Raw genomic sequence first — 12,688 nt, forward strand, 5'->3', positions numbered from 1 at the left:
GCCGGGCCCGGATCTGCTCGGGCTAGGGCTGGGGTTGCTGCTGCTAGCTACCCAGGTGTGGCTATGGGCTTGTCCCTTGCCAAGTTCCCCTACTCCTGGAGCAGAGGGGGAAGCCCTGCTGGCGGTGGCCTTCGGCTCAGGGTTCGGCCTGGTGGGGATCAGCCGGCTCTTGCCGACACTTACGGAAGCGGAATGGCTGCTGGTCTTGGCAGCGCTGCTGTTGCTCTTGAGCGGCTGTCGCTACGGCATCCGGCACCTCTCTTCTCGCCTGCAAGCCGCTTACCGGCCAGCCCTGGATGGCTGGGGTATACCCTTGGGGTTGGTGCTCTTGCTCTCCCTAACGTTGCCCACCGCGGCGGCCCTCTTCACCCCTTCCTCGCCCCCTGCTTTCTCGGCAGCCATACCGCTGGCCTCTGGGGTTACCTGGCTGGCCATTGGTCTCCGACTTTGGGTAGAGGTTGCTCCGGTCTTCTCTGCTCCCATTGCCGAGACGGGATCCTCTCCGACCCTCCCCCCTAGCGCTAGCGGGACGGAGTCCTCTCCGACAGGGGATGCCCCTGAAATTGCCCAAGCCCTTTCATCTGGCCAGATCAAGGGTCAGATGGATGGGTTGTTGTACGGGCTGGGCTGGGCTTTGGAGCTACTGGCGGCAAGCGGCGTGTTGTGGGCTGTGCAGGGATCCCGTCCTGTTGCCCCTCTGCTTGCCGTCATCAATCTGAGCCTGGGAATCCTCTTTTGGATTGGGCCGGAAAAACTCTTGCTTGAGGGGGCCGCTCGCGCTGGCGGGACAAAGTCTTTGGGGGGGCAGCTCCTGCAACAGGTCAGGGCCCTGAGCTTCTGGCGGACGGGGCCTTTGATCTATGCAGGGTTGGGCTGGCTGGGATCCCATGCCCAGTGGAGTGAGGTAACGGGCTTGGGCAGCTTAGGTCTCTCCATCGTGTTGCTGGGCCTGGGGCGTCGACAGGCGGTCCAACGGGCGCAAGAGCAAGGCCGGGAAGACCTCCGTCCTGCCAACTGGAAAGGGCTCCTGGGCGCTTGGGGCGTGTCTGTGGCCGCCTACGAGAGCTGGGTTTACTTCCTCAGCCAGCGAACTGGGGGATCCCTGGCAAATGGGTTGGTGTTGATCGCTCTGTTAGGGCTGAGCTTGGCCTGGGGCTACGGCTTTTGTCCCCCTTGGCTGGCGGCGACCCTGCAGCTTAAAAGAGCTGGGTTGCGCTGGATGGCCTTGGCCAACTGGGCTCTGGCCAGCCTTGTCCTCTGGTCTGCCCTTTTCGATCCTCGCCTCAGCCGTTGGGGACAGCTCCTCTGGGTGCTGACGGGATCCGGCCTGGTGGCCTATGCCGCCGGACAGGCGAGAACCTCAACTTCAGAATCTCCGACAGAGCGAAATTGGGTGCCAACGGTCTGGGGTTACCTCAGTGCATGGCAAGGAGCTGGGGTTCTGCTGGGCGGTGTGTTCCTGGGGCTGCCGCAGCTATCCATAGCGCGATGGGCCGGATCCCTGCTCTGTGGGCTGGGGCTGGTTTACCATGGCTTGCCCTGGCGACGGTGGGGCTGGCCGGCGGCTCCTTGGCAGAATACAGCCTTGGTGCTGCCCCTGGCCGCTTTTCTGGTAACCGCGGGAGGAAATAACACCCTTAATCTGCTGCTGGGGGCAACCTACTATGCCCTGCTGGCTATCTGGAGATCCCAAGTGCGCCTGGGCTATGTCAGCCTGTTCTTGAGCAACTGGATCCTGTGGAGTTACGGCTGGCATCAGGATTGGGCTTCCCTGACGTTCTATGCCCTGCCCCTGGTGGGATCCCTGCTCTATGTGGCCCAGGTGGATCCGGGATTACAGGAAACCAACGGACGGCGGGGGCGGCATTGGCTGCGGCTGGTTTCCTTGGGCACATGGCTGCTGGTGGTGATGGTGGAAACCCACGGGCAACTGTGGGCGGGATTTTGGCCGGTGGGGCTGGGCTTAGCTTTGGGTCTGCTGGGCTTGGCCTTGCGGGTCAGAGCTTATCTCTTCGTGGGCACGCTGGCTTTTGGGCTGGGGATCCTGCGGCAGGGATGGCTACTGGTGACAGCTTATCCGCTGCTGTTCTGGGCCACTGGGATCCTGCTGGGCCTGCTTCTGATTTGGACGGCAGCCAATCTTGAAAGGCGTCGAGAAGAGGTGGGATCCCGCCTCTCCGCTTGGCTAGGGCAACTGCAGAGCTGGGAATAGCTCCCCCCGTGGGAGAGGGGTCGAGAGTGAGCCAGTGGGGCAAGGGGCATGTCAAACTGGTGCTGGCCTTGCTTTGGAGGATGGGGTCTATTGCTGGGCAACGTTGACCCAAAGGTGTCTTCTCAGCCTAGGTGGAAAAAGCTTCTGCGGCAGATCTTGGCTCCTTGGCGCGAGTTCGATGGCATGTTGCTGGCCACGGTGCTGGCCTTGACAGGCATCGGCATTCTTGCCATCCGCAGCGCAGTCTGGGAGCGTCCCATTAGCCACTATTGGCTGCAGCAGTTGATCATGGCCGGGATCAGCCTGGTGTTTTTGGGAATGGTAGCCCGGATCCCGTATGAGCGGCTTTTGCGCTGGCACTGGTTCACCTACTTCCTGACCTTGGCAGGTTTAATTGCAGTGCTCTTTTTCGGCACGGCGGGGGGAGGGGCGGAGCGCTGGCTCTCCATCGCTGGCTTTCAGGTGCAGCCTTCTGAGTTTGCCAAGCTGGGAGTAATCATCACCCTGGCCGCTCTCCTGCACCACTGGCCGATCAAATACTTCAGCCAGATTTGGGTGGCCGTTGCCGTCATCGCCCCTCCTTGGGTTTTGATCTTCCTACAGCCCAACTTGGGCACGGCCCTGGTGTTTGTGGCCATCTTGCTGGCCATGCTCTACTGGGCCGGGGCCAAGGGCAGTTGGATCCTTTTGCTGCTGTCGCCGGGGGTGGGGGCCATCCTCTACGGCCTGCACACCCGCCCCGAGCTGAGCTGGATGCTCTGGGTCTGGCTGATCTGGTGCTTGGGCATGGCGAGCCTGGCGGCTTGGCGGCTGCCTTGGCGGTGGACAGGAGCGATGACCTTTGGAGTGCTCAACCTGCTCTCCGGGCATCTGGGCCAGGTGGCCTGGCACATCCTCAAGCCCTACCAGCGGCGGCGGCTGGAGATCTTCATCGATCCCATGCAAGAGCCCTGGGGATCTGGCTACCACCTGATTCAGTCCCGCATCGCCATCGGGGCCGGCGGGCTCTGGGGCCGTGGCATCCAGCAGGGCACCCAAACCCAACTGGACTTCATCCCCGAGCAGCACACCGACTTCATTTTCTCGGCCATTGGGGAAGAGATGGGCTTTGTCGGCACCCTGACGGTGCTGATTCTGTTTTGGATTCTCTGTGCACGGCTCATCTGGATTGCCCAGGGGGCCAAGGACAATTTTGGCTCCCTAATTGCCATCGGGGTGCTGGCCATGATCCTCTTTCAGGCAGTTGTCAATATCGGCATGACCATCGGCCTGGCCCCCATCACCGGCCTGCCCCTGCCTTTTTTGAGCTATGGCCGCTCGGCTCTGCTGACCAACTTTCTGGCTATTGGCCTGGTGGAATCGGTGGTCATGCACCGCCAACGCACCACCTTATTCAGGTAATTTCAAGAGTTTTCTTCTCCCTCCTTTTCTGGCGACGCTGGCTCAGGTCGGTAGCCATGCCGCTCCGCAGCGCTCTCCTATCCGCGCGCAACGCTGCTGACGAGCCAGGGATCGACCCCTGCTTCTACTCCCTCCTAGTCTTTTCGTCCTCTCTCCTGGAGGGCCCTGGCGCGGTTGAGATCTCGATGCACCTACCCCACTTGCCTATGCGGTGGGGTAGTCAGACGCTGCCCAAAACCCCCTCCCGCCTAAAGAGCTGGCACGACTGCAACGCCTGCGGCAAGGGGTGTAAATTGCCAACGCGCCAGCACTAAGATGGGGACATCGAGTCCTGGGTTGTCAAGCTCCCATGTCGCCTCTCGATCCCGCGCTTTACTTTGACCACAGCGCCACCACTCCGCCTCGGCCGGAGGTGATCGAGGCCATGCGGCTGGCGATGCAGGAAAGTTGGGGCAACCCCTCCAGCTTGCACGCTTGGGGCGAACGGGCGGCCATGGCCATGGAACGGGCGCGGCAGCAGGTGGCCGAGCTGCTCAACTGTGAGCCGGAGACGCTGCTGTTTACCTCCGGCGGGACGGAGTCCAACAACCTGGCCCTGTTTGGGGTGGCGCAGCGCTACTCCACTCCCCAGCACCTGATCATCTCCAGCGTCGAGCACGCCTCGGTGGAGAATGCCGCCCGCCGCTTGCAGGCCCAAGGCTGGAAGGTAACCCGCCTGCCGGTGAACGCCGCCGGCCAGGTGGATCCCCAAACCCTGCTCCGGGCGCTGCAGCCCACCACCGTGCTGGTCTCCATCGTCCACGGCCAGAATGAGGTGGGATCCCTGCAGCCCATTGCCGAGCTGGGCCGCCTCTGTCGCCAGGCGGGAGTTCTCTTCCACACCGACGCGGTGCAGACGGTGGGGCGGATCCCCTTGGATCTGGCGCAACTGCCGGTGGACCTGCTCTCCCTGTCTGGGCATAAGCTTTACGGGCCGCAGGGGGTGGGGGCGCTCTACGTACGCCCGGGGGTGGAGCTGCAACCGCTGCTGCGGGGGGGCGGGCAAGAACGGCGGCTGCGAGCTGGCACCCAGGGGATCCCTGCCATTGTCGGTCTAGGGGTGGCAGCGGCCTTGGCAGCCCAAGAGCTGCAGCAGGAGACGGCCCGCCTGCGGCAGTTGCAACGGCAGCTGGCCCAGTTGCTGGCCTCTGTGCCAGGTTTGCGGCTAACTGGCCCCTCGGATCTGGAGCAACGCCTGCCCCACCACCTCAGCTACTGCACTGCCGCCATGCCGGGGAATGTGCTGGTGAGGGAGATGAGCCGCCAGGGGATCGCCATCAGCGCCGGCTCTGCCTGTAGCAGCGGCCAACGGATCCCCAGCCGCATCCTTTTGGCCATGGGCTATTCCGAGGCCGAGGCCCTGGGATCCATCCGCCTCAGCCTGGGCAAGGCCACCACCCAAGCCGCAGTTGAACAGGTGGCGCAGTCGCTGCGGGCTCTTCTCCTCTCGGCTGCGGGCGCTGGATCCCTTGAGGAGAAGGTAACCCAACCCCTGCCAGCGGCTCCTGCCGCTGAATTGGCGGCTGGGCTAAGGTGATAGAGAGTTACAGGGCTGGTCGTTATGGCTGAGATGAGTCCCTATCAAGTGTTGGGAGTCAGCGAAGAAGCCTCCTTTGAGGAGATCCAATCGGCGCGGGCACGGCTCCTGGCCAGCTTGGGTGCGGATGAACAGCAGCAGGAGCGGGTGGAACAAGCCTACGACGCCATCCTGATGCAGCGCCTGCGCCTGCGCAAGGAGGGCAAGATCGCCGTCCCCGACCGCATTCGCTACGCTGAACAGCGGGCTGCCCGTCCAGAGACAGAACCGAGTTTGCCCCGTCCCGCTGCCCAAAATCCCCCCTGGATCAGCCGCTGGCTGGATAGCCCCTCTGCCCCGGATATGCTCTGGCCCGCCGTGTTGCTGGGAGGACTGGTGGGTTGGGTTGTCTTGGCTCCCGATGAGTATCCCTCCCTGCAACTGGCGCTAGGGCTGATGGCCTGTATCTATTTCCTGTACCGCAAAGAGCGCCGCTTCCTTCGCGCTTTTCTCTTGGCGCTGGCAGGACTGAGCCTGGGACTGATGTTGGCCTACGCCATTGCCCTTCCCCTCACCGGCGGCGATGCCCCCGGCGCCCTGTTGGTGGGGATCACGTTTGCGGTGATGTGGCTGGTCACCAGCTTTCTGCGCTAGCTGGGGGGCTTCAGGTACACATTCCTACATATGTGCTGCCTGTCCATCTAAGTCGTTCCCTAACTCCCCTCTCCCTGAGGGAGAGGGGTTGGGGGTGAGGGCTAGCTCCCTGAGGGAGAGGGGTTGGGGGTGAGGGCAGGAGCGCTTGGGTCGGCCCCTAGTTGGATTTGACCAGGCGGGGATCCGTCAAGGTCTTATCTGCCGAAGCGCCGCTGCCGCGACTGATAGCTGAGCAGGGCTTGGTGAAAGGCGGCGCGGTCGAAATCCGGCCAGAGGATGGGGGTGAAGTACTGCTCGGTGTAGGCCATCTGCCAGAGCAGGAAGTTGCTGATGCGCATCTCGCCGCTGGTGCGGATCAACAGGTCGGGATCCGACAAGCCAGTGGTGTAGAGAAATTGGGAAAAGAGGGCCTCGTCGATCTGATCCGGTTGCAAAAGCCCCTGCTGCACCAGGGTGGCAATCGAGCGGCAAGCCTGCACGATCTCCTGTCTGCCGCCGTAGTTGAGGGCCACCGTCAGGCAAATGCCCTCGTTGTGCTGGGTGCGTTCCACCGCATGCAGGATCGTGTCCTGCAAAGATCGGGGCAGGGCCGACAACTGGCCGGCAAACTGGATGCGCACCCCCTGCTGCACCATTTCCGCCAGTTCCTGCCACAGCACCTGCTCGAACAAGGTCATGAGGAAATCCACCTCCTCGCGGGCGCGGCCCCAGTTCTCCGTGGAGAAGGCGTAGGCGGTGAGGAGGGGGATCCCCCAATCGTGACAGCAGCGGAGCAACTCCTTCAAAGCCGCTACCCCGCGCTGATGCCCGACACTGCGGGGCAAGCCTCGTTTTTGCGCCCACCGCCCGTTACCATCCATGACCACTGCCACATGGCGGGGCAATAACTGCGGATCTAGGTCGGCAGGCAACTGCAGAAGATGGACAGGAGAAAGGGTCATGCGGATCAGTCTTTAGGAAGGGTTTTCTCAGGTTTGCGAAGGAGTTTGGCTAGATCTGGCAGGGATCCCCACCAGCGCAACAGCCCATTGTGAATCCACGGGTGGGCCCACAATCCCTGCAGAGGAGCATCCCGTTTTTTGGCTTCGCGCGGATGGCGCAACCGCTGCACCAGCAGTTCGTGGAGCTTGGCACTGGTCAGAGGTCGCTCGAGGCGTCCGCCTTCTGCCAGTGAGATGGATCCCGTCTCCTCTGAGACCACAATACACAAGCAATTGGCCTGTTCTGTGATCCCCATCGCCGCCCGGTGCCTCGTGCCCAGTTGGCGAGAGGCAGTTCGCTCCGAAACCGGCAGGATCACCCCTGCCGCGCGAATCCGATCCCGATGGATAATTACAGCCCCATCGTGCAGGAGCGTCGAGGTCTGGAAGATCGTCTGTAAGAGCTCCCGGGACACCCGCGCCTGGAGAGGAACCCCTTTATCGGTGAACACCCGCGAGTCAATGGGCTGATCTGGCTCGATGACAATCAGCGCCCCTGTCCGATTTTGGGAGAGTTCTCGCACCGCCTGCACCACCTCCTCCACCAAATCCTCCTTAGGGTCATCCTCGTCATCGTCTGTGCTGTTCGGCCACTCAACGCAGATGGCCCTCGCCAGTTGCTCCAGGAGCCGCCGAAACTCCGGCTGAAAGAGTACCCCCATCGCCACAGCCGCGGCCAGGAGCAAGCGATCCAAAATCAGGTGCACCAGCGGCAGCGAGGCGGTGGCCAGATACAGGACCAGCAGCACCATAAACCCCCGCACCAGCACCCCGGCCCGGCTCTCGCGGGTGTAATAGAGGGCCAAAGCCAATAGCAAGACGGCCAGAGCCCAGTCCAACAGGCTGAGAACATTAAATTGCTGTAGCCAAGCCCATAAGGCCGCCAGCATGCCGAAAAACCCCGTTCACGCTCCCCTCGTTGCGGACCCTTTGCCTACGCCATCCTGCGCCCCAGAACCTTTTGGCTCCGGAACCCCTGTTGGACTGCGGCCCCCTGACCAGCCTACCACTCACCTCCTACCTGTCTTCCAGTCTTTCCTGCCCCAGAGCCAGCGGGGTCGCCGCTGCAGAGAAAGCCGGGCCCCGCCCTCAACGGCAACGGTTACAGGCAGCCGTCTCTGCCCTTCACCGCTGCAACCGCTCCGGTAAGATGTCCTGACGGATCAGATCTGCATAAGTTTCCCGCCGCAGGATCAACTGGGCCTTCCCTTGGTTGACCAGCACTGCCGCGGGCCGAGGGAAGCGGTTGTAATTGGAGGCCATGCTGTAGTTGTAGGCCCCGCTGGTCAACACAACTAGGACTTCGCCGGGCGCTGGGTTGGGCAAAAGCACATCTTTCAAGAGCACATCCCCCGACTCGCAGTGTTTGCCGGCCACTGTCACCCGCTGGGTGGCCTCGGCCTCAGGGCGGTTGGCCAGAAGGGCGGTGTAGCGGGCTCCGTAGGTGATAGGGCGGGGGTTATCGGACATGCCGCCGTCAATGGTGACGTAGAGACGCCCTTCGGGAAGGTCTTCGCTGGGCGGGATCCACTTCTTGCCCCCCAAAGTGTAGGCGGTTACAGCCGCTGGCCCAACCACAGACCGTCCAGGCTCGCAGAGCACCTTGGGCAGCGGGATCCCGGCGGCGGTGAAGCTCTGCTGCACTGCAGTGGCCACGGCTTCCACCCACTCCGGAATGGAGGGGGGATCGTCGGATTCGACATAGCGGATCCCTAGTCCGCCGCCCACATTCAGCTCCTGCAAGGGCAGCCCCTTCTCCAGCCCTTGGCGCCAGACCTGGGCCAGTACCCCTGCCAGATCCCGGTGGCCTTGTAGGTCGAAGATCTGGGATCCGATGTGGGCGTGGAGCCCGACGCATTGCAATTGGGGATGGGCTGCCAAAAAATCAAATACCTCCGGCAGTTGCCACTGGCCGATGCCAAATTTGCTGTCGGTTTGGCCAGTGCGGATGTACTCGTGGGTGTGGACGTCAATGCCGGGGTTGACCCGCACCAACAAGCGGGCCGGTCGTGCAGGGGTAGCCAGAGCGGCCAGTTGCTGTAGCTCGTAGAGGCTATCGGCCACCAGGGTGCAGCCCACCTCCAGGGCCATGGCCAGCTCCTCCGCCGACTTGGCGTTGCCGTGCAGGTAGAGCTCCTCACCCCTGGCTCCTGCTTGAATAGCGGTATAGAGCTCCCCGCCGGAGGCCACGTCCAGCCCCAGCCCTTCTTGTAAGGCCAAAGCGCAGATGGCCAAGCAGTTCCAGGCTTTCGTAGCATACAAGACCTGGGATCCCCCAGGGTAGCAGCGGGCCCAGGTGTCGCGGTAGAGCCGGCAGGCGTGTCGCAACGTCCACTCGTCCAGGATGTAGAGGGGAGAGCCAAACTGGCGCACCAGCTCTACCACGTCGCAGCCGCCGATTTCCAGGTGGCCCTGGCTGTTGGTGCGGCTGGTCAGGGGCAATAGCGACTGGTTGGGAGAAACTTGTTCGACGGAGGTGGAAGTGCCGAGGGTTGAAACCATAGGGACAAGTGAAGGGACTGTCCTCCACCCTATCAAGTTTTCTCTCCAGTTTGGCCAAATGCCCTCAAGCCCCTTGTTGCCAGCAGCCCCCGCAAGGTAGGGCATGATGTCTTGCCGGGAACTCCCTCCCTGTTTAGCTCCCGTCCCCAAGACAGCTCTTCTCGCCTGGATTCGATCTTGGGCAGCACTTTCTGCTAATATAGGAAGCCAGTGTCCAAGGGTCGATGCCCGAGTGGTTAAAGGGGGCGGACTGTAAATCCGCTGGCTTACGCCTACGTTGGTTCGAATCCAACTCGGCCCACCATGCCGCCCACGTAGCTCAGTGGCAGAGCACCCCCTTGGTAAGGGGGAGGTCACGAGTTCAATCCTCGTCGTGGGCTTAGGCGCAAGCCCCAAGTTCTGCGGCTTGGGGTTTCTCTTCCCCAGGCTTGGCAATCTCGCCGCTGAGGGAAAAGGCCCGCGTGGCGGTGATGCGCACTGGCACCAGGGATCCCTGCAATTGCTCGGGATCGCCGTCGAAGAAGACGATGCGATTGCCGCGGGTGCGCCCCATGGCCTGGCGGGGGTTTTTGGGATTGGGGCCTTCCACCAGCACCTCCTGCACCTGGCCCAGCAGCCGGGCGCTGCGGGCGGCAGCCACCTCCGCGACCAAGCGGTTGAGCCGTTGCAGGCGGTCGCTTTTTTCCTCTTCCGGCACCTGGTCAGGCCACTCGGCTGCCGGCGTGCCAGGGCGGGGAGAGTAGGCGGCAGTATTGAGGAAATCAAAGCCGATATCCTGAACCAGTTGCAGGGTTTCCTGAAACTGGGCTTCCGTTTCGCCGGGGAAGCCGACGATGGCATCGGCGCTGATGGTGGCCTCGGGCATGTACTGGCGGATGAGCTGGATGAGCTGGCGGTAGCGCTCCTGGGTGTAGCCCCGCCGCATCCGCTTGAGGACGGCGTCGCTGCCCGCCTGGAAGGGGATGTGGAAGTGCTCGCACACCTTGGGCAGCTCGGCACAGGTGGCGATCAGCTCTTCAGTAAAGTAGCGCGGGTGGCTGGTGGCAAAGCGAATCCGCTCGATCCCTTCCACCGAGTGGACAAAGCGCAGCAGGCTGGCCAGGTTGGTCTTGGGATCCAGATCCCGCCCGTAGGCGTCGATGTTTTGCCCTAGCAAGGTGACCTCGCGGTAGCCGGCCCGGGCCACGTCCTCAATCTCGGCGCGGATGGCCTGCGGCTGGCGCGACTGCTCCCGTCCCCGCACCAACGGCACAATGCAGTAGGTGCAGCGCTCGTTGCAGCCGTAGATGACGTTGATCCAGGCTGTCACCCGGCTATCCCGGCGGGGCTTGGTGATGTCTTCCGGGATCTCGACAGGCTCGGTGGCCACCACCTGGTTGCCCGCCTCCACCTGGGCCAGCAGATCCCCAAGGCGGTTGACGTACTGGGGGCCCATGACCAGATCCAACTCGGGGACGCGGCGCAGCAACCTTTCCCCCTCCTGCTGGGCCACGCAGCCGGCCACGATGAGCTTGATGGCTGGGTTTTTCCGCTTGCGCTGCGCCTGGATGCCCAGGTAGGAATACACCTTTTGCTCAGCGTTATCGCGGATTGTGCAGGTATTGAAGAGAACTAAGTCTGCCTGCAGCTCGTCTTCGGCGGGCACATACCCCAGCGACTCGAGGATCCCGGCCATGCGCTCGCTATCGGCCCGGTTCATTTGACAGCCGAAGGTGATGGTGTAATAGGTGGGAGCAGCCATGGCAAGACCAGAAGACAGGGTCAGCAATCTCTACCTTTTTTGAGCTTAGCGGATCCTTATGGGGCGGTAGCGGCAACGTAAGGGTTGGGGGGCAGATCCCTCTCCCTTGGCTCCCTCTGCGCGGCCCAGGCTGGTTTGCTAAGCAGTGTCCCTCAGCAGAGTAGCCACTGAGCTAGGGCGCGTCAGTCGGGCATGAGGGCGTGAACTTGCTTGCGGCCGTTGGGGTAGAGCAAGGCGCGCTTGGGGCCGTGGATGGGATCCTCCACGATAATGGTTTGGTCGCGGCTGGCTCCCAGGGAGACGATGGCAATCGGCACCTGCATCAACTGGGCCAAAAACTTCAGGTAGTCGTAGGCTTCGGGAGGCAAGTCCTCAAGGGAGCGGCAGTCTTTGGTGGAGCACTTCCAGCCGGGCAGGGTTTCATAAATGGGCTTGCACTGGGCAAAGACGCGGGCATCGCTGGGAAAGTGACGGATCTCGCGCCCCTGGTACTCATAGGCCACGCACACCTTGATCTCGTCTAGGCCGTCCAGCACATCCAACTTGGTGATGGCCAAGCAATCCAGGCCGTTGATCCGCACGGCGTAGCGCCCGATTACGCCGTCGAACCAGCCGCAGCGCCGCTGCCGCCCGGTGGTGGTGCCAAATTCGGCTCCCGCCGCCCCCAGGTAAGCGCCAATCTCGTCCTTGAGCTCGGTGGGGAAGGGGCCTTCGCCGACGCGGGTGGTGTAGGCCTTGGCTACCCCAATCACCCGGTCAATGCTGGTGGGGCCGATCCCGGCCCCCACGCAGGCGCCGCCGGCGATGGGATGGGAGGAAGTGACGTAAGGGTAGGTGCCGTAGTCGAGATCCAACAGCGTGCCCTGGGCCCCCTCAAAGAGGATGTTCTGCCGCTCCTCGATGGCCTGGGTGAGGAGTAGGGCAGCGTCGGTGACGTAGGGGCGCAGCCGCTCCGCGTAGGCCAGGTATTGCTCGATGATCGGCTCGGGATCCAGAGGGGGTAGGTTGTAGATTTTTTCCAGCAAAACGTTCTTGTAGGGAATGGCCCAACTGAGGCGCTCCCGCAGTTGGTCGGGGTACATCAAGTCCACGACGCGGATGCCCATGCGCTCGGCCTTGTCGGCGTAGGTAGGGCCAATGCCTCGCCCGGTGGTGCCCAGCCGGTAGATGCCGCGTCGCTCTTCCTCGGCCACGTCGATGACGCGGTGGTAGGGCAAGGTTACGTGGGCTGTCTCGGCGATGTAGAGGTTGTGGGTGGAGATCCCCAGTTGGTGCAGTTGGTCGATCTCGGCCAGCAACACCTCAGGGTCGATCACCGTGCCGCTGGCGATGATGCAGCGCTTGTCGGGGTAGAGGATGCCGGAGGGGATCAGGTGCAGCTTAAAGATTTGGCCCCCCACCACCACGGTATGTCCTGCGTTAACCCCGCCTTGGTAGCGGACGACCACATGCGCCTTTTCACTGAGGAGGTCGGTGATCTTACCTTTTCCTTCGTCGCCCCACTGGGCACCGACAACCACAACGTTTGCCAAGGGCTTCTCCTACAGTCTCTGAACGGCACAAAAAATCCCCTTTGCGGGGTCGCTGCACTAATTTACCGCATTGCTCCAGGCAGTGTTGAGGGCTTCGGACAAAAACGTTAA

The 12,688-nt window shown here is 62.7% G+C and carries 8 protein-coding genes, 2 tRNA genes and 1 pseudogene; 6 read left to right on the forward strand and 5 right to left on the reverse strand.

From position 1 onward, the window contains the following. From NW809_RS01065 to NW809_RS01080, 4 genes and pseudogenes are all read left to right on the forward strand, one after another. Positions 1-2,212, forward strand: a pseudogene (locus tag NW809_RS01065) (hypothetical protein); the annotation flags it as partial. A 90-nt stretch (positions 2,213-2,302) separates the two neighbouring features. After that, on the forward strand, positions 2,303-3,613 hold the full coding sequence (gene rodA / locus NW809_RS01070) for a rod shape-determining protein RodA (protein WP_414401359.1): 1,311 nt from the start codon (positions 2,303-2,305) through the stop codon (positions 3,611-3,613). 349 nt (positions 3,614-3,962) lie between these two features. After that, entirely contained in the window at positions 3,963-5,189 is a 1,227-nt protein-coding gene (locus tag NW809_RS01075; RefSeq protein ID WP_414401360.1) for a cysteine desulfurase family protein, read from the forward strand. A 33-nt stretch (positions 5,190-5,222) separates the two neighbouring features. Continuing rightward, positions 5,223-5,822: a CPP1-like family protein gene (locus NW809_RS01080; protein ID WP_099813293.1), complete on the forward strand. Its 600-nt coding sequence runs from the start codon at positions 5,223-5,225 to the stop codon at positions 5,820-5,822. A gap of 194 nt (positions 5,823-6,016) precedes the next feature. Here NW809_RS01080 and NW809_RS01085 read toward each other — a convergent pair whose 3' ends face one another. The 3 genes from NW809_RS01085 to lysA all read right to left on the reverse strand — a co-directional run bounded on the left by NW809_RS01085 (position 6,017) and on the right by lysA (position 9,304). Then, a complete protein-coding gene (locus tag NW809_RS01085) occupies positions 6,017-6,763 on the reverse strand; it encodes an isoprenyl transferase (RefSeq protein WP_011431663.1) in 747 nt (248 codons plus the stop codon). Positions 6,764-6,768: 5 nt separating this feature from the next. After that, positions 6,769-7,692, reverse strand: coding sequence for a diadenylate cyclase CdaA (cdaA, locus tag NW809_RS01090; RefSeq protein ID WP_011431664.1), 924 nt, complete (start codon positions 7,690-7,692; stop codon positions 6,769-6,771). 235 nt (positions 7,693-7,927) lie between these two features. Continuing rightward, positions 7,928-9,304 carry a diaminopimelate decarboxylase gene (gene lysA / locus NW809_RS01095; protein WP_011431665.1) on the reverse strand — a complete coding sequence of 459 codons (1,377 nt, stop codon included), beginning with the start codon at positions 9,302-9,304 and terminating at the stop codon, positions 7,928-7,930. 218 nt (positions 9,305-9,522) lie between these two features. Between lysA and NW809_RS01100 the strand changes: the two genes are divergently transcribed. Then, positions 9,523-9,608: transfer RNA gene (locus NW809_RS01100), tRNA-Tyr, on the forward strand. 4 nt (positions 9,609-9,612) lie between these two features. Further along, positions 9,613-9,684: transfer RNA gene (locus tag NW809_RS01105), tRNA-Thr, on the forward strand. Here NW809_RS01105 and miaB read toward each other — a convergent pair. Together miaB and NW809_RS01115 are read right to left on the reverse strand one after the other, a co-directional pair. Then, positions 9,684-11,045 carry a tRNA (N6-isopentenyl adenosine(37)-C2)-methylthiotransferase MiaB gene (gene miaB, locus NW809_RS01110; protein ID WP_414401361.1) on the reverse strand — a complete coding sequence of 454 codons (1,362 nt, stop codon included), beginning with the start codon at positions 11,043-11,045 and terminating at the stop codon, positions 9,684-9,686. The genes NW809_RS01105 and miaB overlap by 1 nt on opposite strands. Positions 11,046-11,227: 182 nt before the next feature. Beyond that, positions 11,228-12,577 (reverse strand): adenylosuccinate synthase, encoded by a 1,350-nt coding sequence (locus tag NW809_RS01115; protein ID WP_011431667.1) that lies wholly within the window; start codon positions 12,575-12,577, stop codon positions 11,228-11,230. Between the last annotated feature and the right edge of the window lie 111 nt (positions 12,578-12,688).

The organism is Synechococcus sp. WC101 (assembly GCF_047461555.1).
Taxonomy (GTDB): Bacteria; Cyanobacteriota; Cyanobacteriia; order Thermostichales; family Thermostichaceae; genus Thermostichus.